The following is a 25,467-nucleotide window of genomic DNA, read 5'->3' on the forward strand; positions in this document are numbered from 1 at the left end:
AGTGGACACCATCCATGCACCGCGTACTCGGTGACCGCAGGGCCATCGCGATCCTGCTCGGCCCCGCCCTCCTCGTCTACTCACTGATCATGCTGGTCCCCATCGTGTGGTCCCTCGGGTACTCCTTCACCCAGGGCAACACCATCGAGGGATTCACCGGAAACGGCGGCGCCAACTTCTCCCGGCTGTTCGAGGACCCGGCCGTCCGCGACGCACTGTGGTTCACCCTCAAATACGCGGCGCTCGTCACGGTCGGCCAGGTCGTCGCCGGCTACGTCCTGGCTCTGCTGTACGTCTTCTTCCTCAAGAAGTCCTCCGCCCTCATCCGTACGCTGGCCTTCTTCCCGGTCGTGCTGCCCACCGTCGCGGTCGGCCTGCTCTTCCAGAAGTTCTTCCAAGTCGCCCCGCAGACAGGCCCGGTCAACTCCCTGCTCAACGTGGTCGGACTCGACTCCATCGACTTCTTCGGCAGCGCGGGCAGTGCCTTCTGGGTCCTGATCCTCATGGACATCTGGCGCTCCATGGGCTTCTACGCCGTCCTGCTCTTCGCCGGCCTGGTCGACATCCCCGACGAAGTCCTCGAATCCGCGCGCCTGGACGGAGCCTCGGGGCTGCGGCTGATCCGCCACATCGTGCTGCCACTGTCCCTGCCCGTACTGATGTCATCGCTGATCTTCAGCATCAACGGGACGCTCAAGGTCTTCGACTCCGTCGTCGCCCTCACCAACGGCGGCCCGGGCAACGGAACCACCCCACTGACCCTGTACATGTTCCAGACCTCGTTCACCTACAGCGACTACGGCTACGGCAGCACCATCGCCCTGCTGCTCACCGTCGTGTGCCTGCTGGTGAGCCTGGCCGTCTACCGCGTCTCACGGCACGACATCACGGAGGGCTGAACACATGGCCATCGACACAGCTGTGAAGACCTCCGCAGGCCGCTGGAGCCGGAAGCCATCCGGACAGGCCGGCCCGAGCCGCAGACCCCGGGCGCCGCGCCGGCTGTGGGTGAAGCTCGTCGTCACCCTGCTGCTGGTCGTCGAGATCTACCCGCTGATCTGGATGCTCCTGACGTCCCTGAAGTCCAACGACGACTACCTCAACAACTCCACCTGGAGCCTGCCCACCACGTGGGAGTGGGGCAACTACACCGAGGCATGGACCACCGGCCACCTGGGGCTGTACGTCCAGAACAGCCTGCTCGCCGTGCTGCCCGCACTGGCGCTGATGCTGCTCCTGGGCACGGCCGCGGGATTCGCCCTCCAGATCATGGTGTGGAAGGGCCGCAGTCTCACCCTGCTGGTCTTCCTGGCAGGCATGATGGTCCCGCCGCAGATGATCCTCCTGCCCCTGTTCACCGTCTATTTCCAGACCGGCCTGTCCGGCACCCTGTGGCCGCTCGTCCTCACCTACACCGGTACCGGCCTCCCTCTGACCGTCTTCATGATGGCCACGTACTACCGGACCGTTCCCCGTGAACTGTTCGAAGCGGCCACCATCGACGGTGCGGGCATCCTGCGCGCCTTCTGGACCATCAGCGTGCCCATGGTCCGCAACGCCCTGCTCACCGTAGGCCTGGTGCAGTTCTTCTTCATCTGGAACGACCTGCTCATCGCGCTGACCTTCACCAACAACCAGGACCTGCGCACCATCCAGGTCGGCCTGCTCAACTTCACCGGCGACTTCGGTGCCACCCAGTACGGTCCGCTGTTCGCCGCGATCTGCATCAACGTCTTCGGCACCCTCCTGATCTATCTCTTCCTCAACCAGAAGGTCATGAAGGGCTTGACCTCGGGAGCGGTCAAGGGCTGAGGCGGGCTGGCCGAGGCCCGCTCGCCCCGCTCCCGCGCACGTGAAGAAAGGCTTTCCTTGTTCCCCCCTCAGCCCTGCCCGGTGTCTTTCGAGCACCTCCCGGACGGCCTTGGCATCGGCGTCCCCACCCCCCGTCTGACGTGGACCCTGCCGGCAGGCGGCGGGTCCCAGGAGGCGTACGAACTCGAAGTCGCCCGGGCCGGCCGCATCGACCGCACCGGTCGCGTCGCCGCGAGAGACCAGGTGTTGGTGGCCTGGCCCGGTGATCCGCTGGACTCCCGTGAACGTGCGACCGTCCGCGTCCGCGTCTGGACGGCAGAGGCGAGTGAGCCCTCGCGCTGGAGCACCCCGAGCACGGTAGAGGCGGGCCTGCTCGACGCCGCCGACTGGCAGGCAGTCCCGGTGGGCGCCGCCTGGCCCGAGGACCCCGAAGCCGCCCGCCGTCCGGCCCGCGTCCGCAAGGACTTCCGGATCGACCGGACGGTGGCACACGCCCGCCTCTACATCACCGCACACGGCCTGTACGAGGCCGAGATCAACGGACGCCGCGTCGGCGACGAAACGCTGGCTCCGGGCTGGACCGTCTACCCGCACCGTCTGCGCTACCGCACACACGACGTCACCAGCCACCTCACCGAAGGCGCCAACACCATCGGCGCATGGCTCGGCGACGGCTGGTACCGCGGTAAGTACGGCTTCGACGGCGGCACCCGCAACATCTACGGCACCGACCAGTCCCTCATCGCCCAACTGGAGGTGACGTACGAGGACGGCACCACGATCACGATCGCCACGGACCGGACCTGGAACGCCGCGCCCGGACCGATCCTGACCAGCGGACTGTACGAGGGCGAGACGTTCGACGCCCGACTGCACGACCCCGACTGGGCCACCCCTCCCGGCGCTGCCGCAGGGGAGTGGACGCCCGTCCGCACCGGCGGTCGTGACATGGGCACTCTCGTCGCCCCGCAGGGACCCCCGGTGCGCTGCACCGAGGAGATCACCCCGGTCACCATCACCCGCACCGGCGATGACCGTCATCTGCTCGACTTCGGCCAGAACCTGGTGGGCCGTCTCCGAGTCACCCTTGACGGCCCGGCCGGCACTGGCGTCATCCTCCGGCACGCCGAGGTCCTGGAGCAGGGTGAGCTGGCCACACGACCGTTGCGCGAGGCGTATGCCGAGGACACCGTGATCCTCTCCGGCCGGGGGCCCGTCACCTGGGAGCCGCGCTTCACCCTCCACGGCTTCCGCTACGCCGAAGTCAGCGGCTGGACGGCAGACCTGACCGCCGACATGGTGACCGCCCGCGTGTACCACACCGACATGCGCCGCACAGGCTGGTTCGAGTGCAGCGACCCGCTCGTCAACCGCCTGCACGAGAACGTCGTGTGGAGCATGCGCGGCAACTTCGTCGACATCCCCACCGACTGCCCTCAACGGGACGAACGCCTCGGCTGGACCGGCGACATCCAGGTCTTCGCCCCCACGGCGAGCTACCTGTACGACTGCGTGGGCATGCTGGACTCCTGGCTCACCGACGTCGCCCTGGAGCAACTCCCGGACGGAACGATTCCCTGGTACGTGCCCGTCATCCCGGGCGAGCCCATGTGGACGCCGATCCACCCCGGGGCCGCCTGGGGCGACGTTGCCACACTCACCCCCTGGACGCTCTACCAGCGCTTCGGAGACCTCGATCTCCTGCGCGGTCACTACCCCATGGCCAAGAAGTGGGTCGACCTCGTCGAAAGCCTCGCTGGGCCGACCCGACTGTGGGACACCGGCTTCCAACTGGGGGACTGGCTCGACCCTGCCGCACCACCCGAGGACCCGGCCGCCGGCCGCACCGACCGTTACCTCGTCGCCACCGCCTACTTCGCCCACTCCGCCCGCCATCTCGCGCTGGCGGCAGCCGCGTTGGGCGATGACACGGACGCCGGGCGGTACAGCACGCTGGCCGACGAGGCAGCCGACGCCTTCCGCCGCCGCTATGTCCTTGCATCGGGGCGCATGAGCAGTGACAGCCCCACTGCCTACGCCATCGCGCTCGCCTTCGACCTGCTGGCCCCGCCGCAAAGGCAGTCGGCCGGCGACCGTCTGGCTCAGCTGGTCATCGAGGACGACGCCCGCATTGCCACCGGCTTCGTCGGCACCCCACTGATCTGTGACGCCCTCACCGATACGGGACACCTCGATATCGCCTACCGGCTGCTCCTCCAGACCCAGTGCCCCTCCTGGCTGTACACCGTGGACATGGGCGCCACGACGATCTGGGAACGCTGGGACAGCCTTCGCTCCGACGGCACCCTCAACCCCGGAGGTATGACGTCGTTCAACCACTACGCCCTCGGGGCCGTCGCTGACTGGCTTCACCGCGTGGTGGGCGGCATTACCGCCACGGCCCCCGGATACCGGAGGATCGCCTTCCGTCCGCGTCCCGGTGGCGGCATCACTTCGGCCCGTACCCGGCACGAGACTCCCTACGGCTCGGTGTCTTTGTCGTGGGAGCAGACAGCCGCGGGGCTGACAGTCGACCTCGTCGTACCGGAGGGCTGTGAGGCAACCGCAGAACTGCCCGGCTGCACGCCGGTCGTCCTGGGGCCGGGCAAGCATGTCCTCAGCACGGGGGACCTCGCGACAAAGGCAGCCTGACCCCCGTTTCATCAGCTACGCAGGCCCGGTGCACGCTTCAATGCGCCGGGCTTTGCGGTTTCCGGGTTCGATGAACGCATATGTATTTGCCATGTGAATGACGTCCATTCGCTGCGTCGATAAAGCGCACGCGTAAGCTTTCAATTGAAATTTCAAATCGATTCAACTGGAAAGTCTTGGTCGTTCCGACCGCGAGTTTCTTGAAGTGAGTGTTGCTTGAGGGTTGACCCGAAGGGGTGATAGGTAATAGTTTCCCTTCGTTGGTCGAAACGCTTCGCGGGTGGTTGTCTCTGAACACCGAAATCGCATGCCACGGTACGCGGCGTTGATTGTCTCGAATGAAATGGCAGTGCATTTCTGTACGCACGTGTGTCCCACCGAGGTCCCGACCTCCTCGAACTGGGGCCGGCCGGGCACCTGACTGCTCGGCCGGCCCCGCCAATCGGTCCCGTAATCACGAAATATGCGTCAGGGGCGGCCCGATTGCCGGCCTGAAGGAAAGTGCCAGGCTGTGGCCATTCGCTCTGCGGAGAGCTGAAGATCCAGAAGATGTTCTCTGGCCGCACCGATATCAAGGGCGCCCCTGTCGCCCTGAATTAGGTATTCCGAGAGGGGTGGGCCGCGAGCGCCGACTCTGCCCGATGTATCCCCTGAGTTACTCCACCCCAGCAATGCGCGGCGACAGCTGCGAGCGTCGCACAGAGCTGTTCTGTCCTGCCCTGATTCCTCATGGAAGAGCCGCCATGAATCGTCGTACGTTCCTCTCCGCCGCCGTCCTGACCGCTCTGGCTTCCGGCATCGCGCCGGCCGCCGCCACTCCCCGTCGCACCGCGGATACAGCCCCCGACAGCAGGGCCGTCGCCCTGCTGGCGAGGATGACCGCCGCACAGAAGGAGGCCCTCGTCCGCTGCGACTTCGCGGCCCTGAGCTCGCTCGGAATCCCGGCCCTGACCATGGTGGACGCCTCGGCAGGACTGCGTGGGGAGACCGGCGTCACCGCCTTCCCCGTCCCCCTGGCCCAGGCCGCGACATTCGATGCCGACCTCGCCGGCCGGCTCGGCACGGCACTGGGCACCGAAGGACGGGCCAAGGGTTACAACAACCTTCTCGGCCCTACCGTCGACACCGCCCGCACCTGGCACTTCGGCCGACAGGCCGAGGGCATGGGCGAAGACCCTCTCCTGGCCGGGACCCTGGGCGCAGCGCTCACCCGACGCATACAGGAACAACATGTTGTCGCCACCGTCAAGCACTTCAGCGCGTACACCCAGGAAATCAACCGCTTCTTCGTCGACGCGCAGCTCCCCGACCGGGCCCTGCACGAGATCTACCACGCCGCTTTCGAGCGCATCATCGCCACCGTGCCCGTCACCTCGGTGATGATGGCCTATCCCAAGATCAACGGTACGTTCGCCACGCAGAGCCCCGCGCTGTTCAACGACCTCAAGAAGACCATCGGTCTGGAGGGCTACACCGTCCCCGACTTCTGGGCCGGCGATGATCCTGTGGGAGCCGTCAAGGCAGGCATGGACCTCGGCGGTCTCGGCCCCGGTGGCGTGAAGATACCTGTCGGCGGCCTGGTCGATGGCAGCGTCCCCACGGCCCGCCTGGACGACGCGGCCCTGCGCATCCTCAACACCATGTACGCCAACGGCCTGTTCGACCACCCCGTACCGGCGCCCGCCGCGGACGTCAGCACCCAGGCCCATAAGGACCTCGCTCATGCCCTCGCAGTCAACTCCGCGGTCCTGCTCACCAACCGCGGTCAAGCCCTCCCGCTGACCTCCACCATCAAGTCGCTCGCGGTCATCGGCCCCGCGGGCGACGCCGCCCTGACAGGAGTCTCCGGCTCCAGCTACGTCACCCCCGGTGCCTGGATCACCCCGCTGGCGGCCATCAAGGACCGCGCCGGCGCCGGGGTCACCGTCACCTACAGCGAGGGATCCGTCGGAGACATCCCCCTCACCGCCGTCCCGGCGACGGTGCTGCGCACGGCCTCTGGTGCGGCAGGCCTCACCGGTAGCTTCTACGCCGCAGCCGAACCGTCCGGTACTCCCGTCGCCACACAGGTCAGTGCCGGTGTCGATTTCACCAGTGCGCCCGTGGCCGGTCTGCCCGCCGTGTGGTCGGCCCGCTGGAGTGGCACCCTCACGCCGACCACCACCGGCCTGCACCGTTTCTCGCTGCTGCCCTCAGGTACCACCAAGCTCGTCATCAACGGCAAGACCGTCATCTCCGGCACCCGGCACAGCCGCCGGTTCTTCCTCGGGCCGTACGACTATCCGCTCCAGGGCGCCATCGATCTCACCGCCGGGAAGGCGGTGAGTGTCAGCATCGATTACAGCAACAGCACCGCCGATACCGGCACCTGCGGTCTCACCCTCGGCTGGCAGCCGAAGTCCCTCATACCCGGCGCGGTAGCCGCAGCACGGGCCTGCGACGCCGCGGTCGTCATCGTGAACCGGGTCGCGGGCGAGGACATGGACCACGGTTCCCTCGACCTGCCGGGCGACCAGAACAAGCTCATCGCCGACGTCGCAGCAGCCAACCCCCGCACCATCGTCGTCCTGAACACCGACGGCCCCGTCGCCATGCCGTGGATCAACGATGTCGAAGCGGTCGTCCAGCTCTGGTATGCGGGACGCGCCACCGGAACGGCCCTCGCCGCCATCCTCTTCGGTGACGCCGACCCTTCGGGCCGTCTTCCGGTCACGTTCCCCGTCACGGCGTCCCAGGGACCCGGGGCGACACTGGCCACCTACCCGGGCAATGGCCCGACTGTCTCCCACAGCGAGGGGCACCTGGTCGGCTACCGCTACTACGACGCGAAGAACCAGAGCCCGCTGTTCCCCTTCGGCCATGGCCTCTCCTACACCACCTTCAACCTCGGCTCCCTGGAAACGTCCTACAACACAGCGACCAAGACGCTCACTGCCGCCGTCACCCTCACCAACTCAGGGTCCCGCGCAGGTACCGAAGTCGTGCAGCTCTACGCGGGGCTGCCTGCCGGCGCCCAGGCCGAGCCACGGCGACTGATCGGCTTCCGCAAGGTCACGCTCGCTCCCGGTGCCAGCACTCGGATCACCTTCAGCGTTTCTGCCCGCGACCTGTCGGTGTGGACTGCCGGCGCGTGGAAACTCACCCCCGGCTCCTACACAGTCCACGCCGGCCGGTCCTCGCGAAGCCTGGCTGTACAGCGGGTTGTCACCATCAGCTGAGGCCCTTGAGCTCGTCGGATTCCGCGTGAGTCGCCTTTCGGCGGGCTTCGGTCTGCTGCCGGTTGTGGTCGACAGCAGACCGAAGCCCTGAGCGTGACGACCGGAAGGGCAGTGCGACGTCGGATATACCGGCAGCTGCCCGGAAGCTCGAAGCTTGTGATGGCCGAACCGTCGCCGATGCGCGGCTCGAGACGGCGCCCACGCTGCAGCGGGGGTGGGCCCGGCCGGGCGCGAGGAGGCGTGTCTCCCTACTGCGTCACCCGGCCGGGCCGCTCGGTCCTGCCTCTCAGTGACCGGTCGCCTCGGGGCTGCGCCGTACACCGGCCACGGCGAGCAGGGCACCCAGCAGGCACAGCAGGCCCGAGACGAGCACGGCGGTGTGTACTCCGTTCATGAAGGCCTGGTGGCTTCCCTCGACGACCGCGGACCTGAGTTGCGCCGGCATTCCGTCGGAGACCGGCGCGACGCCCATTGCCACGGCGTCCTTCGCCTCGCTCAGCCCGTGGGCCGCATCGGCGGGTACCCCGGACGAAGTGAGCTCGCCGGTCAGGGTCGAGCCGACGCGGCTGCTGATCAGGGAGATCAGGACGGACGTGCCCAGTGCGCCGCCGATCTGCAGCGCCGTTGCCTGAAGGCCGCCGGCGACTCCGCCGTCCTTGACGGGTGCGTTTCCGACGATCGCGTCGGAGGACGACGCCATCACCATGCCGACGCCCAGTCCGAGCGCGATGAACGGGGGCCACATCGCGGTGTAGGACGAGTCCGCACCCCACCCGAGCATTGCGAAGCAGGCGGCTGCCTGGAGCGCCATGCCCAGCGGCATCGTGAGCCGGGGGCCGAACTTCTGGGTGAGCGCGGCGCCCAGGGGTGATGCCACGACGGAAGCGAGGCTCAGCGGCAGGGTGCGGACACCGGCCTGGACAGGGGTGAAGCCTCGCACGTTCTGCAGGTACAGCATCACGAAGAAGATCATGCCGAGCAGGACGAAGAAGTTCAGAGCGGTGATGACGGTGCCTATGGTCAGCGCCGGGTTCCGGAACAGACGCATAGGCAGCAGGGGGTGCGCGATTCGTGTCTCGTACCGGCCGAACAGCAGCAGGATCAGCACGCCGGCGATGATGGTCCCCAGCGTGCCGGCCGAAGTCCAGCCCCACGTCTCGCCCTTGACAACGCCGAAGACAAGGGCGAGAAGGCCGAGCGCGAGCAGAACGACGCCCGGGATGTCGAACTTCTCCTCTGCGGCGGTGGTGTTCTTGCTCTGCGGCAGCACGACGATGCTGAAGACGAGCGCGATGACGCCGATGGGCGCGTTGATGTAGAAGACCGACTCCCAGTTGACGTGCTCGACGAGCAGGCCGCCCACGATCGGACCGAGCGCGGTGGAGACGGAGGACACCATGGCCCAGATGCCGACCGCCATGCCGAACTTCTTCGGCGGGAAGACGGCGCGCAGCATGCCCAGGGTGTTGGGCATCAGCAGTGCGCCGAAGAAGCCCTGGAGCGCGCGGAAGGCGATGACTCCTTCGATGGATCCCGAGAGGCCGATGGCCACGGAGGCGACAGTGAATCCCGCGACTCCTACGAGATAGAAGGTGCGGCGGCCGAAACGGTCGCCGAGCTTGCCGCCGAGGATCAGCGCGGCGGCGAGGGCGAGCAGGTAGCTGTTGGTGACCCATTGGAGGTCGGCCGTGGAGGCGTTGAGGTCCCGGCCGATCTCCGGGTTGGCGATCGAGACGACCGAGCCGTCGAGGCCGACCATGAAGAGGCCGAAGGCGACGGCGACGAGTGTCAGCCACGGGTTCGCCCGGCGGCCGCGCGGCTGGTCCTCATGGACCGGACGCGCAGGCGGAGCCGGGGAGTTCAGGACGTCGGAGGGCATGAAGGTGTCTGTCCTTCGTGAGGTTATGGGGTGTGTGTCGGGTGTCATGCGCGGACGGGGTCACGCGTCAGCGCATGACGAAGCGGCATCCGGGGCCTGAGGAAGGCCGGACGCGGTGGAGGAGAGGTGTCATCCCGTCGGCATGCGGAATAGGTCCGTGTGACTCGTACGACTACGGGTGCGACAGCCCGCGAAGAGTCCGGGACGGCCGCGTGCGCGTGTCAGTGACTGAGGGGATGCAGGCGGTCGTTGAGCGCGTGCAGCGCGCCCAGTGCCGAGCCGAGGGCGTCCAGTTCACCCTCGGTCATGGTCTGGAGCGCCCCGGCGACCAGGCCGCTCATCAGGTTCTGGACCTCGGTGAGCTGCTGCCGCGAGGCCGAGGTGAGGTGCAGGTGCGCGATGCGCTTGTCGGCAGGGTCCGGCCGGCGCTCCAGCAGGCCCTGCTCGGTCAGCTGGGTCACCAGCGCGCTCACGTTGTTCGGCTTCATCAGCAGCGCTTCGGCCGCCCTGCGCACCGTCGCGCCGTCGTTGGCCTCGACGTGACGGAGCAGGGCGATCTGCGCCTCGGACGGCTTGGGGTGCTCGACGTGCGGTCCGATCTGCCGTTCCACGGCCCGGGCCAGCGCGGGCAGGCACGACACGAGCTCGGCGGCTACGTGGTCGACGTCCTGTACGAACCTGCTGGGGCGGGGCATGACCACGACTCTAAGTATCCGGATATAGCTATGTCAAAATATCTAACTTTCGGTCACGGGAGACCTTCGCAGCAGGTGAGGCCGATGCCGGCTGCGCGAATGCGGACCGGTGGTGGCAGCGTCCACAGCAGTGCTGACGCGGCCGTGGAAAGGGTTCGAAGGCGACCTCGTAGCTGGCGACGCCCAGGCGGCCGGCCTTCTGACGGCTGACCGCCTGTACGACGTCGGCTGTTGTCGGTTGGCGGCATGCACGCAGTACATTGCCGCGCCCAGGTCTGGGGTAGGCGCCGACCGTCAACGGTCGATGCTGGCCATGTTGGCCTCGTCGTGGCGTTCGCCAGCGGCGGGTGTGAGGTTGTTGAGGCGGTCGAGCCGGGCGGCGGTCAGCCCGACGGCGTCGGCGGCGGTGTTCTCATCGACGCGGGTGACGCGGCGGGTTCCGGGGATGGAGGTGATGTCGTTGCCGCGGGTGAGGGTCCATGCCAGGGCGGTCTGCGCGGGGGTGGTTCCGGGCAGCTCCAGGCGCCGCACCCACTCCAGCTCGTTCACCTCCGCCAGCAAGCTCTCCAGGCCCGGAGCACCGCGGTCGGTCTTCAGCTCGGCGAAGCGCGACCGCCCACCCCCGGCTGCCCCGCCGTCGCCATCGATGCCCTGCTCGGTTCCGTCGCCCGCGATCAGGTCCTCCAGCCGTGAGCGGGTCGCGGGGCTGAGCCGGTCCGGCGTGCTGTGTCCGGCTCGGGTCAGCTCTCGTGGTGGGGGCCGTGCCAGTCGAGGCACAGTACGGTGGCGTCATCGGCCAGGCGGCCGTCGAAGGCGTCGGTGACCGCTGTTGCCAGGACGCGCACGACCTCGCGGGGATGTTCGGAGGCGGTGTCACGGATCAGGCGGGGCAGATCGACGGAGCCGGCCTGTCGCTCCTGCATGCCGTCGGTGTAGAGGAGGAGGCGGTCGCCGGGACGCAGGTCGAGGTCCTGCACGCGGTAGGTGGTGCCGCCGGGTGCGCCGAATAGCAGGTCGACCTCCATGGCCACCTCTTTCACTGCGCCGTCGCGCAGGAGCAGGGGCGCAGGGTGTCCGGCATTGACGAGCTGTGAGCCGGTTCCGTCCAGCGCGACGCGCAGGAGCTGGCCGGTGGCGAGGGTGTGGTTGCCGTGGTGGAGGAGGGCCTGGTCGATCCGGCGGGCCTGCTCTGCCAGGTCGGTGCCGTCTCGGCGGGCGCCGCGTGAGGCGTTGACCAGGAGGGTGGCCATGAGTGCTGCGTTGACGTCGTGGCCCATGGCGTCGGTGATCGACAGGTGCAGGGTGTCGTGGTCGAGGGTGTAGTCGTAGGTGTCCCCGGCGGCGGATTCGGCGGGCACAAGGGACGCGGCGAGCGCGAACTGTGCGGCTTCGCAGGATGGTGCGTCGGGCAGGAGCTGTCGCTGGATCTCGGCGGCCAGGCTGAGCGGGGTGGCGCGCTGGCCCAAGCGGTAGAGGTCGGTGAAGCGGCGGTCGGTGACGATGATGTACGCCAGCGCGTGAGCGGCCTCGCGTACCTCTTCCAGGATCTCCTCGCTGACGTGCGGCAGGGACAACTCCAGTACCCCGATGGTGTCGCCGCGATTGCTCACCGGGGCGAGCACCCGCATTCCGTGACCGGCGTCAGGGGCTTGCACCAGTTCCTGGGCATGCAGCACTCGGTCGTAGACGCTGCCGGCCAGTTGGATACGACCGGCGTGGCGGTCGAACTGCGAGGCGGTCTCGTCGCTGACCCGCACCACCTGCTGGCCGACGACATCGACGAACAGGAACGACACCGCCCGCGCGTAGAACCGGTCGCGCAGATTGCGTGCCACCACGGCGAGCGACGCCCCCGGCGCCGCGTCCTCCGCTGCGGCGAGCAGCTTGGTCAGCCCGAACGGGTCTCCCGGCATCGTCGCCTCCCAAGCCTTGCCCTACGCACGCTCCGCCCCTGACCGCGGGTACCGATCAGCGAATCTCTCACCACTTCCACCTTGCGCCTTCTCAGGACACCAGGCGCGCTCAGCCCCTCGCAAACGAGACCACCTGCCTGCCGGCGAGGCGGCGGGACACAACTATCGCCTTTCGAAGCAGCCGTGCCCGCGTGCGAGGCTGCAAGGCGTTGTTCGGCGTGTGATCGCGGTGGTGCGGGCGAGGCGGTTGACCATGGGCCAGCCGAAACCGCCGCCGGTGCCGGTCAGGTCGGGGGTGCGCATGCGCGGCAGCCGTGGGCTGTCGTCGACGGCGATCTCGATGGCGTCGGAGTGGACGTTCAGGCGGAGAGTGAAGGTGCCGCCGCCGTGGCGCAGAGCATTGGTGACGAGCTCGGAGACCACGAGGACGAGCGTGTCCGCCCTGTCTGGGTCGGATACCGGGTGAGGCGGGCGGTGAAGGCACGGGTGGCCTGGCGAGCCCGGCCGGTACAGGCCGCGCTGTCGCCCTGGACCACGGCCGGTACAGGGGGCGTCGAAGTGACGCTGATCGTCGTCGTACTGCTCATACGCGGTTTGTGACGTGACACCCCACCTGCCCGCTCCGCGAGCCCCTCACACCTCCCGGCGGATGTGCTCAGTGCAGTTTCCAGGTAATGCGCACCGCAGGACATCACTGTCAGTCCGTGCAGGAAATCTGCCATGGCGGAGGTAGACATGTGGGTCGCGCTGGGGTTAGTGTTTTGCCCGTAGCCAAGAGATCGAGCGGCCCGGCAGAGACGAACTGCCGGGAAGCAGTACACGTAAGTGCAGGTCGGTGCGGTGGTGGAGTTCCGAAGCCAAGTTCTTTGCAGAAGGGGCGACGGGACTGGCCCCGGACCGGGTGGCCCGCAGTGATCAGGGGCCACCGTGGGCAGTACCGCAGTACGCAAGTGCAGTCGCAGTACCAGTGGTCCCTCGGTAAAGGCGTCAGACTGCGGCGCGCGTACCGGGAAGTTCGGCAGTGGGGTTCCAAGCCAGAGCAGACGCAGGACGGGCGACGGGGCTGACTGCCGGAACGTGGCGCTCGATTGAGCCACGAGTAGTTCGCATCGCCAGCAGTACCGAATGAGCAGTACCCACAGTTCGCAGTTGATCACCCGAGGGAAGAACGGAGGAGCCAGGCGCCATCAGGATCGCCCGGGCGGAGTGCTGAGCCCGGGTACCGCAGGACATCGTGAGTGAGGTGGTCTCCGGTCAAGCAACCGCGATCCCCGCAACCCCCGGACCTCTTCCCGGCAGGTATGCGGAAACACAGAGCCGGCGTAGCCGATCAAGGCCGGCTGATGGTGTAGCAGTTCCTTCGGGGCCCTGGTGCCAATGGCACCAGGGCCCCTCCGACGTGTGTTCCACAGGAAGGTACAGATGACAGCAGACGACTCGTTCGGCCGTCTCGACGATGATGACTACCCGGCCTACACCATGGGCCGGGCCGCCGAGATGCTCAATACCACCCAGGGTTTCCTCCGCGCCGTCGGTGAAGCCCGCCTGATCACCCCGCTGCGTTCCGAGGGCGGCCACCGCCGCTACTCCCGCTACCAGTTGCGCATCGCCGCACGAGCCCGGGAACTCGTCGACCAGGGCACCCCCATCGAGGCCGCCTGCCGCATCGTCATCCTCGAAGACCAACTCGAAGAAGCCCAACGCATCAACGCCGAGTACCGCCGCACCGCACCCCAGCCCGCGCCCGGCAACTGACCCGCGGTCACGGCAACCTTCCAACATCCGCCGTCCACCGATTCCCCGCATCAGCACATGACTGCTGAAAATACCCATCCGGCGGCACGGAGCCGCGAACCCCAGCAACTTTCTGGCGCCCACCGCCTTCCGGCGCTCGATCCGCCTCCTCCCGTTCCGCCCGCCCGGCGTATGGGCGCCGCACCGGAGGACACTCTTCAGCGCGCGGTGGCTGCGCTGAAGCCGAGGATGCGGGGCTGGCTGCACGCCGGAGTGTTCCACCCTCGCGTTGGCCGGCGGCATCGTCCAGATCGCCCTTGCCCGCTCGGCGGCGGCAGTCGCCGCCTGCTCGGTGTACGCGCTGTCGGCCTGCGTGCTGTTCGGCACCAGCGCCCTCTACCACCGCGGGACATGGGATCCGCGCGGGGAAGCCGTCCTGCGGCGACTGGACCACGCGAACATCTTCCTGATCATCGCCGGCACGTACACACCCCTGGCAGTACTGCTGCTGCCCCCGGGCCAGCAGCGGATACTGCTGTCCCTGGTCTGGGGCGGAGCCACGGTCGGCATCGCATTCCGCGTCTCCTGGATCAACGCCCCGCGCCGGCTCTACACCTTGTGCTACATCGCCCTTGGCCGGGCCGCCGTCTTCTACCTTCCAGACTTCGCACACACCGGCGGCACCGCGGTGGTCGCCCTGGTCATCGCCGGCGGCCTGCTCTACACCGCGGGCGCCGCCGTGTACGGCCTCAAGCGCCCCGACCCCTGGCCGCGCTGGTTCGGCTTCCACGAGGTCTTCCACACACTCACCATCGCCGCCTTCGCCGCGCACTGCACAGCCATCTTCCTGGGAGCCACCTGACAGGCGACGGCCATGTGGCATAAAAGACGTTCACTCCTACTCGCTTATCTATTGCGGCCGGATGAGGATTAAGAATGCCGCGTTCAGAGTGTTTCTACCGACGCAGCAGAATTCCGTCAGTGACCGGACGGGCGCCGTTCCCGCGTGCTAGTGTCGACCTCAGTTGCAGTTATGGTTCCCAAAATCTTCAGCGCTTACTTCAGCATTTAGCTGCGAGAAGCACTTTGTATTTCCGGTTCTTCTTCGGGTGGGGCATCATCGCGGCGACCCGGTATCCGTGGATTGCGGGTGCCGGCGTACTGCCCCACAAGGAGATATGACATGGCGTCTGGCACTGTGAAGTGGTTCAACGCGGCCAAGGGTTTCGGCTTCATCGAGCAGGACGGTGGAGGCGCTGACGTGTTCGCCCACTTCTCGAACATCGCCGCCCAGGGCTTCCGTGAGTTGCTCGAAGGTCAGAAGGTCACCTTCGACATCGCACCGGGCCAGAAGGGCCCGACGGCCGAGAACATCGTTCCCGCCTGACGCTGACGCGCACTTCGTAGCTGGGGCCCGCATCCCTCGGGGTGCGGGCCCCAGCTACGGGCATTTCCCTCAGTGACACCTCCTGCGGGACAAAACCGCCCTCAGCTCCTCTCCAGGGGGCACGCCTTTCCTGGGGCCATACCCGTCGACGTCCCGGGGTCTCGCGCCCATATGACGTCACCCATTTCATCGCCTGCACCCCGCACCGGATTCCTGCATGGCGGCTTCACTTTCGGATTCCATTTAGGCCCGTTCTTGTGATTCCCCGCGCTGCTCTTCCGCTGCGGGAATTCCTTGATACGCGCCGTATCAAGGAAGGTTCCCAAAATGAACCCCACACGTACGAACGACCGCATCTCCCGAACCCGCCGAACCGGCGGCCCCGCTTTCGGTTCGGGCGCCGGTTCGGGCCGGGGCAGCCGCTTCGGCTCGCCCGCCCCGAGCCGTTCCGGGGGCCCGAACCGCTCGGGCGGCCACGGCCGGCGGTCCACCGCGGCCTCGGGCGAGTTCGCCCTGCCGAAGACGATCACTCCCGCACTGCCCGCAGTCGAGGCATTCGCCGACCTCGACATGCCCGCCCCCCTGCTCGTCGCGCTGACCGCGCAGGGCATGAGCGTCCCGTTCCCGATCCAGGGCGCGACCCTGCCCAACACCCTCGCGGGCCGCGACGCCCTGGGACGCGGACGCACCGGATCCGGCAAGACCCTCGCCTTCGGCCTGGCCCTGCTGGCCCGCACCGCCGGACAGCGCGCCGAGCCCCGCCAGCCGCTGGCCCTGGTCCTCGTCCCGACGCGTGAGCTGGCCCAGCAGGTGACCGACGCGCTCACCCCCTACGCTCGCTCGGTCAAGCTGCGCCTGGCCACCGTCGTCGGCGGCATGTCCATCGGCAGACAGGCCAACGCGTTGCGGGGCGGCGCCGAAGTCGTCGTGGCCACGCCGGGCCGGCTCAAGGATCTCATTGACCGCGGTGACTGCCGGCTGAACCAGGTCGCGATCACCGTCCTGGACGAGGCCGACCAGATGGCCGACATGGGCTTCATGCCCCAGGTCACCGCAGTTCTGGACCAGGTACGCCCCGAGGGCCAGCGGATGCTGTTCTCCGCCACCCTCGACCGCAACGTCGACCTTCTGGTCCGCCGTTACCTCACCGACCCGGTCGTCCACTCCGTCGACCCGTCCGCCGGCGCGGTCACCACGATGGAGCACCACGTGCTGCACGTGCACGGCGCGGACAAGAACCGTACGACCACCGAGATCGCGGCCCGCGACGGCCGTGTGATCATGTTCCTGGACACCAAGCGCGCCGCGGACAAGCTCACCGACCACCTCCTGGCCAGCGGGGTACGGGCCGCCGCACTGCACGGCGGGAAGGCCCAGTCGCAGCGCACCCGAACCCTTACTCAGTTCAAGACCGGGCACGTCACCGTGCTCGTCGCCACGAACGTCGCCGCCCGCGGCATCCACGTCGACAACCTGGACCTGGTCGTCAATATCGACCCGCCGACCGACCACAAGGACTACCTCCACCGCGGCGGCCGCACCGCGCGGGCCGGCGAGTCCGGCAGCGTCGTCACCCTGGTCACCCCCAACCAGCGCCGCGACATGAGCCGTCTCATGACCGCCGCCGGGATCGTGCCCCAGATCACCCAGATCCGCGCCGGAGAAGAGGCGCTGAGTCAGATCACCGGTGCCCAGGCGCCCTCCGGCATCCCCGTCACGATCACCGCGCCGGTGGCCGAGCGGCGTAAGCGCAGCGCGGCCTCACGCGGCCGACGCAGCCCCACCTCGGCTGCCCCGCGCAGGACCGTGCGGCAGACCTCCTTCGACGCGACGGCGGCCTAGAAACCTCATGATCAGGAAACTGACCCACCACTGCAGGAGGCACCTATTGACCCTGGTTCAGATGCAGCCCCACTCGACGAACGTCACCCCCGCACACAGGACTGCGGCCGACGCCAGGGACACAGACGCACTGCAGGTCTGCGACGACATGACCATCGAAGTCGCTCTGTCCGTCATGGCCGGCGCCCGCACCGGACACCTGGCCGTCTGCGACAACGACGGTCTGTGCACCCAACTGGTCACCCAGGGCCAGCTCACCGCAGTCCGTGACAGCCCCGCGTACACGGACCGGGTCCAACTGCGCGACATCCTCGGCAACAGTGAGCCGTTCACATCACCCGTACCCACGACCCCCGAAGCCGAGCACGCAGCCCTGGGCCGCCGGCTCGCTGCACTCCCGGTCGTCGAAGACCAGGACAGCGCTCGGGGCGTCCTCGCCCTTGCCCACTAGGCACTGTTTCTCGGATCATGTTCTGAGCCAGATGACGAGGGCTGCGAGGGTGACGGTGCCGAGGTAGATGTAGGCGCGTTTCTCGTAGCGGGTAGCGACGGCGCGGAAGCCCTTCAGGCGGTTGATTGCGCGTTCGACGGTGTTGCGTTTCTTGTAGCGCTCGCTGTCGAAACCGGTGGGACGACCGCCTCGGGAACCGCGATTCTTGCGGTGTCTCTGCTGGTCGCGGCGTTCGGGGATGGTGTGCCGGATGCCGCGTCGCCGCAGGTAACGACGGTTCTTCCGAGAGGTGTAGGCCTTGTCCGCCAGGACATGGTCGGGCCGGGTCCGAGGTCGGCCGACTCCGATGCGGGGCACGGAGACCTGCTCCAGCACTCGCTCGAACTGGGGGCCGTCACCGTAGTGTCCGGGCGTCAGGACGAGGGCGAGGGGCCGGCATCGCCCGTCGGCGGCAAGGTGGATCTTGGTGGTGAATCCGCCACGGGAACGTCCCAGACACTCGCCGATCTGACCACTTCCTCCAACCGGACCGTCAGTTTCCTCAACACCGGATCGACCTGGTTCGTCCCCCCAGCGATCCCCTTTTGAGGGGCCGCGACCGCCGTCGCCTTGCGCGCGCCGGCGGCGTGCTGGTGGGCCCGCACAGCTGTCGAGTCCACCGAGACGTCCCAGTCGATCTGGCCCGCGGCATCCTCGGCCGCCTGGATCCGCGACAGCAGCATCGCCCATGTTCCATCCGCTGACCAGCGGCGATGGCGTTTGTAGACGGTCTCCCACGGCCCGAACCGCTCCGGTAGATCCCTCCACTGCACGCCCGTCCGGACCCGGTAGAGCACCCCGTTGATCACCCGACGGTGGTCACTCCACCGGCCCCCGCGGGCCCCACCAGGAGGCAAGAACGACTCCAACCGGTCCCACTCCGCATTCGTCAGATCGCCACGGCCCATACAAACAGCCTGACCCCAACACCCCACGTACGTCAGGAGATCCGAGAAACAGTGCCTAGAGCCGCCTCACCGCGGTAGAGCCATCCCCTTCTTCTCCCCGTGAGGCATCATGCGCTGTGTCATCGCCCGCTTCCCGTTCGACCTCACCAAGAGCGGCGTCCTGGAATCCATGAAGGGCATCAAGCCCGAACAGGTCATCGGCGAATCCGTGATCATCGGCCGCCGCACCTACCCGGTCAAGCAGGTCGGGCAGGCCATCACGCACCAGGACCGCCGCGATTTCAGCGCCGGTGAAGTTCTCCGGGCCATGACTCAGCTCGGCTTCACCTGCCCCGGCCTCCGCCCAACCGCCGCGCCCAAACGTGTCCCCACCCCGTTCCAACAGGCTTCCGCGATGCTCGGCGCCCCTGCCGCCGTCTGACCGACGAGCGGGCGCGAGCCGCCCCCAGAACAAACGAGTGAGGGTCCGACCGGCTGGTGCCGGTCGGACCCTCACCGCGTTGCCACGCGCTCCATCAACGCGCGGCGTTGCATCTCTACTGGTCGGAGTAGCTGAAGTCGCCCACGGTCCAAGCGCTGACGTCACCGATCGCCACGCGGTACATCCCGCCTGTCTCCGGGATCCCCACCGTGCCCTGCAGAATCCGCGCCACATGGAAATGCAGATGCGTGGGCGCCGTCTCCTCACACGTCGTAGCGGTGAAGACGGCGGAGAATTCAGTGAGACGGGCCGAGTCCGCCAGGACCTCGGACACCCGCTGCCTCCAGACAGCTTCGGGAGCCAGCCGACCCGTGATGACAGCGCCACCGGCGACCACGGTCAGAGTCATCTGGTTGCTGTGCCCGGACTCCACCGAGGCAGCAACGTCAACAAGCAGTTCGTCAGGCTTCGACATGAGAAGCAATTCTAATCAACGCCGTTCGGTCCGCCTGAGTGGTGGCGCTGCTGCGACATGCAAGATCGAACTGCACAGACGAGCGCGGCGCGAACCACACTGTTCCTTCATCGCCCAGCTAACCGGCGCACACATGCAACGTTGAGGAAGAAGCGACATCCACTCGGCGTTGATGATCTCTGAATTGAGGAGGGGAAGGTGTCGGGCGTGAAGCTTGCCAGCGCCACTTTGCGGTGTACGCCGACAGACTTCTCGAGGTTGGGCCCATCATCTCACCCCCACCGGAGCACAGTCAGGAAGCGGACTCGTCCGGCCGACAGTCCCGGCGTCGCCTCTCTCGTTGTGTGGGTGTGGACGACGAACGCAGAGATCCGAACGCGTGGTCGTACGACGGAGGGCAGCAGCGCCTCGAGCTGAGGGCGTACGTCGAGGCCGTTCTCGCCCGCCGACTCGGGATGTTGACAGGGAAGCCCGCTTATCCCCGCCGCCCAAGGCGACCAGGCGTTCCTGGAAGGTCAGGTCCTGCGGGCCCAGCTGGAGCACCCCACCACGTACACCACCAGGCCGCTGCGCATCGTGCGCGTCATCCCCTACGAGACGCGCCCTGTCATCCGGTTCGCGGCCGACGCCGATCCCGAGGGCCTGGCCGACCTGATCGCATGGGGGCTGTTCTCCACCGGCGGCAAGGACGATCTGCGGGGCATTCGCGATCTGCGTATCCATGACGCCGGCCACGGAAGGATCGACGTCGGCCTCCTGGAGACCGCGTCGGACAGCGTCAACAGCACAGGCACCGCAACGGGTCCGGGCGCAGCATCGGCTGCAGCGAACGGGCGAGGTGCCGGGGCCGGCAGGTCGGCTGCATGGGCCGCCGGGGTGATTGCGAGGAGGGGAAGGGCAGTGAGGGCGGCAGCGAGGCCGCGCACCGTGTTGGTGATCATGCAGTCCTGGTACTGCCCTGGGCCCTCTCCGTGTGGGCGAACCCGCTCACGCATCACCCCAGAGGCGGGTAAGTCGTACCGGACCACCCGCCCCAGGGCCTCACCGTTCTCACGAGCCGATGACGCCTCCGCGCTCTCCCCGTAGCCGCCACTACCGCTGTCCTGGACGCGCGGTCGTGCTCCCCGCCGCACACGCGGCCCCTTCCGCGTGCACGCGTCACCCGTCAGGGCGGCAGATCGGCATCTCCACCTACGGCGGATGAAGATCAGCCCACCCCGGCCGCGCCACGGATGCTGGGCCGAGCACCTCGCGGACTACGGCGGAGACACGCAGGAGTTGCCGGAATGTGTCTCTCTCTGCCAAGACCGCGTGGTGGTGCTCGCTCAGGGCTATGTCGGCAGTCCGGTCTGCAGCTTGCTCGCCTGTACCGCCACCTGGGAGAGCCCGAGCTGGCTCAGGGCGCCCGATCGGCAGGTTTCGCTGCGGGGCCTTGCCAGTCGAGGCATAGGACGGTTGCGTCGTCCTTGGGTGGTCGGTCGCCGTAGGCGTCGGCAACTGCGGCTACCAGAGTGCGGACGACCTCGCGTGGGTGCTCAGCGGCGGTCTGGAGCAGGAGACCGGGCAGGTCGACTGTCTGCGCTTCGCGTTCCTGCATGCCGTCGGTGTACAGCACGAGACGGTCACCGGGGCGCAGGTCGATGTCCTGTACCTGGTAGGAACTCTGCGAGGTGAAGCCGAAGGGCATGTCGACGGCCAGGCCCAGCTCCTCGACCGTGCCGTCGCGCAGCCGGAGGGGCTCGGGGTGGCCGGCGTTGACAAGCCGGGCGAGGCTCCCGTCAAGGGAGATGCGCAGCAGCTGGCCGGTGGCGAAGGTGTGCCGCCCGTGGTCGAGGAGGGCCTGATGCATCTGGCGGGCCTGTTCGGCGAGATCCACTCCGGCGCGGCGTGCGCCGCGGGAGGCGTTCACGACGAGGGTAGCGATGAGTGAGGCATTGACGTCGTGGCCCATGGCGTCGGTGACGGACAGGTGCAGAGCGTTGCTGTCGAGGCTGTAGTCGTAGGTGTCTCCGGCGATGTCCGAGGCCGGAACCAGAGCTCCGGCGAGGGCGAACTCCCCCGCCTCGCACGAGGGGGCGGAGGGGAGGAGCTGGCGCTGGATCTCCGCCGCCAGGCTGACCGCCGTGGTGCGATTGCCCCAGTGGTAGAGGTCGGTGAATCGACGGTCGGTGACGATGATGTACGCCAGCGCGTGCGCGGCCTCCTCGACCTGCTCCAGCACGTCCTCGGTCACGACGTCGAGGAACAGCTCCAGCACGCCGATGGTGTCACCCCGGTTGGTCACCGGGGCAAGAATCCGCTGCCCCTGCCCGTCCTCCTCCACCCGCACAAGCCTCTGGGCGCGCAGGACCTTGTCGTAGATGCCACTGCCGGCGAGGGGGACTCTCTCAGCTCGGTGACCCTGCGGGGCGCCTGCTGTGTCGTTCACCCGCAACAGACGTCTGCCGACCACGTCGACGAACAGGAACGACACGTACCGCGCACCGAACCGGGCACGCAGATTGCGGGCCACGACATCAAGCGAGTCCACCGGCGCGGCATCCTCTGCTGCAGCCAGCACTTCAGCCAGTCCAAGCCGATCAAACACCACCACAGCCTCCAAAAGTTAAGAGGGCTTCTGCCCGCTCACCCGCCCCGCAGCGCCTCAGCCGAGGAATCAGTACTCGGGCACTGTCCGTCATCACCATCCCGGGTGATGAGAATGTGCTGCCTGACGGGGACGTGGCGGCGGCCGAGAGCCCGGGGCTTTTCCGGCCTTGGGACCGGTGGCCCGCATCAACGCCGCCAAGGACCGCACCGCAGTCCTGCACACCGCCTGGCAGGCCCTCGACCAGCTGCCCAAGCCCATCGCAGGACCGCGTGAGTCACCAGACGGATGAGGCGTAGCTCCGCTGGCCGTGCGCGTCGCCCTAGCCGCGGGCTTTCATGAGGTGGGTTGTCCGAGGCTTGATCAAATAAGCGGAGAGTGCTCCTGAACTGCAACGATGGGACTTGTCTAGGGTCCTGTTGGCTGCACGGAAGAAGCACTCTCCAGGTGAAGAAGCGTATCGGGTCGTACCCGCGTGTCCGCGTCGAGGGCGGTGGCCGGGCGGTGGTCTCGCAGGCCGGGGGTGTGCTGCTGGTCGAGACGGTCCGCAAGGCCGGCTTGGACACCGCGATATCGGCGGCGCTGGCGCCGTGGCGGAAGGCTCGGGCGGTGCATGATCCGGGCAAGGTCCTGCTGGACGTGGCCTTGGCGGTCGCGTTGGGTGGGGACTGCCTGGCCGACGTGGGGATGCTGCGGGCCGAGCCGGCTGCGGGCCCGGGCCGAGGACCGCATCCGCGCCGCCCGGGCCACCGGCCTGCGCAACCTGCCTCTGCACCGCACGGCCCAGAACCGGATCTGGCTGGAGATCGTGCAGATCGCTCTCGACCTGCTGGCCTGGATGCCGATGCTATCCCTGACCGGCAAGGCCAGACTCTGGGAACCCCGCCGCCTACGGCTGCGCCTGTTCACCGCGGCCGGACAACTCGTCACCACCGGCCGCCGCCGGATCCTCCGCCTGGCCCTGCACTGGCCCTGGACCGGTCACATCACCGCAGCCCTCGACCGGCTCGGGCGCCTGCCGAACCCTGGATGACCAGAGGCTTTCCCGTCCCTGCGACAGCACCTCAACAGCCGGAGCAGTGGACCCGGCGCCATCCCGAGGTGACACTCGGGTCTTCGTTTCGCCCAGCCTCAGCCCACGACACGAAACGGTCCACCGACTCCGTCGGCGGACCGTCACGAAACTTCGAGGTTATGCCCGGCGGTCGGTACTGACCGTACGGCCTGTCGCGTCCGAGGGGCGCTATAGCCTGCCCGCGTGAACTTGGACCAGATCGTCATGGCGTCCTTCATCCCTGTGTCGGCGGGGCTCTCGGGTTGGGCCTTCGTGAAGGCGTGGACCAACTTCCGCCTCCTTACCCGAGGGCAGTGGATCGAGGCGGAGATCGTCTACGTCCGGGAGGACACAAACGGCGACGGCGACCCCCGTTTCTATCCCGAGGTCGCCTACACCCCTCCGGACAGCGATGAGGTCAGGGTCGAATCCAAGGTCGGCCGGCTGTATCCGATCGACTACCCAACTCGGATACGCGTCCGGTACGACCCAGCCAAGCCCCGACGGGCCCGTCTGCAGGGCTACGGCGAACCTGGCCTGTTCGCATGCCTGGTGGGCGGGGTCGGAGGGGCCTTCCTCGCTGTGGGGCTGTTCATGGACCTCTTCACCTGACGATCTTCCGCACCACCTGGCCGCCGACACGGGCCTAACCTCGATCTTTCGTGACCGACGGAGCCGGCGGACCGTCACGAAAGATCGAGGCTAGAGCCTGTCTCTTTGACCGGTGAGTGCCTCGTGGGGCGGGCTGGTTGGTCTGCTGTGATGACGGATAGCGAGCTGGTCGTTGACCTGTGTGGTCGACTGATCGAGACACTCAACGACTTCTGGGACGCGGTGAGTGAGCCATGCGGGCTGCCGGAGTGGTTCGGCCGGAATCTGGACGCGTGGTCGCCACTGCTTGAGTCGGGCGATACATCGCTCGACGGCATTGCACTCCTTGTATGCCTCGACGTTGAAGCCGGGGGGCCAGCCTCCGGCGCGGCCTCGCCGCGGGCGGTGGCCGACCTGGTCGGCGGGCTGCGGGATGACCGCACGGATGCCGCGTCGACGGGGGTACCCACGGATCGCGCGGGAGGATTGGGCGCGATCCGGAAGGACGACCGCAGGGCGGGTTCGTGGCCTGCCGAGTCCGCTTCGCAGGATTCGGACTCCGGCCTACTGAACTTGATCGGGTGATGTCGGGCTGTATTCCGGACAGCGAGCGGGTGGCTTCGGTAGTCCTGGCGGGGTGAGATATCCGCAGGGTGGTGGCTTGACCGACGCCGAGAGGGCCGGGCGAGAGCAGGTCCGGCTCCAGGCCGTGGCGTGCTTCGGGGCCGGGGAGAAGAGCCGGGAGATCGCTGCCGCGTTACGTGTCTCGGAGCGGTCGGTTGAACGCTGGCGGCGCCAGTGGCGCGAGGAGGGCCTGGCCGGGCTGGCGTCGAAAGGCTCGCCCGGTCGGCCTCGACTGTCGGACACGCAGATAGCGAGGCTGGAGCGGGAGTTGGAGCGCGGCCCGCTGGCGCATGGGTGGGCTGATCAACGGTGGACGCTGGCCCGGGTGAAGACGATGATCGGCCGGCTGTTCCACGTCTCATACACCGTGGAGGGCACGTGGCGGCTGCTGCGGCGGCACGGCTGGTCGTGGCAGCAGCCCGCCCGGCGCGCGATCGAGCGCGACGACGATGCGGTGGAGCTGTGGCGGCGGGAGGTCTGGCCGCGGGTAAGAGCACCGCGGCGGTGAACAACGCCTGGGTGGTCTTCGAGGACGAGGCCGGCCAGTCGATGACACCGCCGCGTGCCAGAACCTGGGGGCGCCGGGGCTCCACCCCGGTCGTCCGGGTGCGCGGACGGGGATCGGGCCGCGTCTCCATGGCGGGCATGACCTGCTACAAGCCCGGCGAGCGGTCCCATCTGATCTACGCGATCCGCGAGTACCGGGGCCGCAAGGACGAACCGAAGGGCTTCGGGTGGAAGGACTACCGCGACCTGGTCATCCGCGCCCACACCCAGCTCGGCGGCCCGATCGTCCTGGTGTGGGACAACCTGCGCATGCACCTGGTCGCGCCGCTGCGGGAGTTCTTCGAGGCCAACACCGCATGGCTCACAGTCTTCCAGCTACCGACATATGCGCCGGACCTCAACCCTCAGGAGGGCATCTGGTCCCTGGTCAAACGCGACATCGGCAACCTGGCCGCCGCCGACCTCAGCCAGGTCACCCGCGCGGTGAAACGCAAGCTCAAGATGCTCCAGTACCGCCCCGTGGTGATCAACGGCTGCCTGGCGGGCACCGGACTGACCTTCGACAAGTGATCGACATCGCGGATGCGGCCATCTCGGCTGCCTGGATGCTGCCCTTGTCCGGCGGTGAGGCGCTTGAACGGGTGGGGCCGGGCGCAGGTCTGCTCGACGGTGTAGCGC

Annotated in this window: 17 protein-coding genes and 7 pseudogenes; 15 read left to right on the forward strand and 9 right to left on the reverse strand. The window is 67.9% G+C overall.

The features are described from left to right. Positions 1-14: 14 nt before the first annotated feature. The 4 genes from OG782_RS31305 to OG782_RS31320 all read left to right on the forward strand — a co-directional run bounded on the left by OG782_RS31305 (position 15) and on the right by OG782_RS31320 (position 7,682). The gene (locus OG782_RS31305) at positions 15-899 is read left to right on the forward strand and encodes a carbohydrate ABC transporter permease (protein WP_406456722.1); all 885 of its coding nucleotides are present in this window, start codon (positions 15-17) and stop codon (positions 897-899) included. Between the two features lie 4 nt (positions 900-903). Beyond that, the gene (locus OG782_RS31310) at positions 904-1,812 is read left to right on the forward strand and encodes a carbohydrate ABC transporter permease (RefSeq protein ID WP_406456724.1); all 909 of its coding nucleotides are present in this window, start codon (positions 904-906) and stop codon (positions 1,810-1,812) included. An 81-nt stretch (positions 1,813-1,893) separates the two neighbouring features. Next, the gene (locus OG782_RS31315) at positions 1,894-4,464 is read left to right on the forward strand and encodes a family 78 glycoside hydrolase catalytic domain (protein ID WP_406456726.1); all 2,571 of its coding nucleotides are present in this window, start codon (positions 1,894-1,896) and stop codon (positions 4,462-4,464) included. A 743-nt stretch (positions 4,465-5,207) separates the two neighbouring features. Further along, positions 5,208-7,682, forward strand: a complete 2,475-nt coding sequence (locus tag OG782_RS31320; protein WP_406456728.1) for a beta-glucosidase H — start codon at positions 5,208-5,210, stop codon at positions 7,680-7,682. 286 nt (positions 7,683-7,968) lie between these two features. On the opposite strand, the gene OG782_RS31325 is transcribed toward OG782_RS31320, so the two are convergent. The 5 genes and pseudogenes from OG782_RS31325 to OG782_RS31345 form a co-directional block, all read right to left on the reverse strand. Next, positions 7,969-9,561 carry an MFS transporter gene (locus OG782_RS31325; RefSeq protein WP_406456730.1) on the reverse strand — a complete coding sequence of 531 codons (1,593 nt, stop codon included), beginning with the start codon at positions 9,559-9,561 and terminating at the stop codon, positions 7,969-7,971. Positions 9,562-9,782: 221 nt separating this feature from the next. Continuing rightward, positions 9,783-10,256, reverse strand: a complete 474-nt coding sequence (locus OG782_RS31330) for a MarR family winged helix-turn-helix transcriptional regulator (protein WP_406456732.1) — start codon at positions 10,254-10,256, stop codon at positions 9,783-9,785. Between the two features lie 294 nt (positions 10,257-10,550). Next, positions 10,551-10,766 (reverse strand): annotated as a pseudogene (locus OG782_RS31335) (aldo/keto reductase); the annotation flags it as partial. A gap of 230 nt (positions 10,767-10,996) precedes the next feature. Further along, the gene (locus OG782_RS31340; protein WP_406456734.1) at positions 10,997-12,169 is read right to left on the reverse strand and encodes a PP2C family protein-serine/threonine phosphatase; all 1,173 of its coding nucleotides are present in this window, start codon (positions 12,167-12,169) and stop codon (positions 10,997-10,999) included. Positions 12,170-12,331: 162 nt separating this feature from the next. Continuing rightward, positions 12,332-12,756, reverse strand: a pseudogene (locus tag OG782_RS31345) (ATP-binding protein). An 835-nt stretch (positions 12,757-13,591) separates the two neighbouring features. Here OG782_RS31345 and OG782_RS31350 point away from each other — a divergent pair. The 5 genes and pseudogenes from OG782_RS31350 (at position 13,592) to OG782_RS31370 (ending at position 17,583) form a co-directional block, all read left to right on the forward strand. Further along, positions 13,592-13,924 (forward strand): MerR family transcriptional regulator, encoded by a 333-nt coding sequence (locus OG782_RS31350; RefSeq protein ID WP_406456736.1) that lies wholly within the window; start codon positions 13,592-13,594, stop codon positions 13,922-13,924. A 57-nt stretch (positions 13,925-13,981) separates the two neighbouring features. Then, positions 13,982-14,765: pseudogene (locus tag OG782_RS31355) on the forward strand (hemolysin III family protein). A 321-nt stretch (positions 14,766-15,086) separates the two neighbouring features. Next, on the forward strand, positions 15,087-15,290 hold the full coding sequence (locus OG782_RS31360; RefSeq protein ID WP_076967088.1) for a cold-shock protein: 204 nt from the start codon (positions 15,087-15,089) through the stop codon (positions 15,288-15,290). A gap of 327 nt (positions 15,291-15,617) precedes the next feature. After that, the gene (locus tag OG782_RS31365; protein ID WP_406456738.1) at positions 15,618-17,132 is read left to right on the forward strand and encodes a DEAD/DEAH box helicase; all 1,515 of its coding nucleotides are present in this window, start codon (positions 15,618-15,620) and stop codon (positions 17,130-17,132) included. A gap of 46 nt (positions 17,133-17,178) precedes the next feature. After that, complete coding sequence (locus OG782_RS31370; RefSeq protein WP_406456740.1) at positions 17,179-17,583, forward strand: hypothetical protein; 405 nt, start codon at positions 17,179-17,181, stop codon at positions 17,581-17,583. 15 nt (positions 17,584-17,598) lie between these two features. Here OG782_RS31370 and OG782_RS31375 read toward each other — a convergent pair. Next, a pseudogene (locus OG782_RS31375) lies at positions 17,599-18,530 on the reverse strand (IS5 family transposase). Between the two features lie 109 nt (positions 18,531-18,639). On the opposite strand from OG782_RS31375, the gene OG782_RS31380 reads away from it, so the two are divergent. Continuing rightward, positions 18,640-18,951 carry an SCO5918 family protein gene (locus OG782_RS31380; RefSeq protein ID WP_406456741.1) on the forward strand — a complete coding sequence of 104 codons (312 nt, stop codon included), beginning with the start codon at positions 18,640-18,642 and terminating at the stop codon, positions 18,949-18,951. A gap of 115 nt (positions 18,952-19,066) precedes the next feature. On the opposite strand, the gene OG782_RS31385 is transcribed toward OG782_RS31380, so the two are convergent. Together OG782_RS31385 and OG782_RS31390 are read right to left on the reverse strand one after the other, a co-directional pair. Then, on the reverse strand, positions 19,067-19,426 hold the full coding sequence (locus OG782_RS31385; RefSeq protein WP_406456743.1) for a hypothetical protein: 360 nt from the start codon (positions 19,424-19,426) through the stop codon (positions 19,067-19,069). Positions 19,427-20,822: 1,396 nt separating this feature from the next. Then, complete coding sequence (locus OG782_RS31390; protein ID WP_406459371.1) at positions 20,823-22,016, reverse strand: PP2C family protein-serine/threonine phosphatase; 1,194 nt, start codon at positions 22,014-22,016, stop codon at positions 20,823-20,825. Between the two features lie 444 nt (positions 22,017-22,460). Between OG782_RS31390 and OG782_RS31395 the strand changes: the two are divergent. From OG782_RS31395 to OG782_RS31405, 3 genes and pseudogenes are all read left to right on the forward strand, one after another. Continuing rightward, positions 22,461-23,046: pseudogene (locus OG782_RS31395) on the forward strand (transposase). Between the two features lie 225 nt (positions 23,047-23,271). Further along, positions 23,272-23,679 (forward strand): DUF3592 domain-containing protein, encoded by a 408-nt coding sequence (locus OG782_RS31400; protein ID WP_124284583.1) that lies wholly within the window; start codon positions 23,272-23,274, stop codon positions 23,677-23,679. 150 nt (positions 23,680-23,829) lie between these two features. Then, positions 23,830-23,959 (forward strand): annotated as a pseudogene (locus OG782_RS31405) (barstar family protein); the annotation flags it as partial. On the opposite strand, the pseudogene OG782_RS31410 reads toward OG782_RS31405, so the two are convergent. Then, positions 23,956-24,207: pseudogene (locus tag OG782_RS31410) on the reverse strand (IS5/IS1182 family transposase); the annotation flags it as partial. The pseudogenes OG782_RS31405 and OG782_RS31410 sit on opposite strands and share 4 nt — an antisense overlap. An 88-nt stretch (positions 24,208-24,295) precedes the next feature. Between OG782_RS31410 and OG782_RS31415 the strand changes: the two are divergent. Then, the gene (locus OG782_RS31415) at positions 24,296-24,790 is read left to right on the forward strand and encodes a winged helix-turn-helix domain-containing protein (protein WP_406456745.1); all 495 of its coding nucleotides are present in this window, start codon (positions 24,296-24,298) and stop codon (positions 24,788-24,790) included. A 41-nt stretch (positions 24,791-24,831) separates the two neighbouring features. After that, entirely contained in the window at positions 24,832-25,359 is a 528-nt protein-coding gene (locus OG782_RS31420; protein ID WP_406459373.1) for a transposase, read from the forward strand. The last annotated feature ends 108 nt before the right edge of the window (positions 25,360-25,467 follow it).

The sequence above is a fragment of the Streptomyces sp. NBC_00876 genome (genome assembly GCF_045207435.1).
GTDB lineage: Bacteria > Actinomycetota > Actinomycetes > Streptomycetales > Streptomycetaceae > Streptomyces.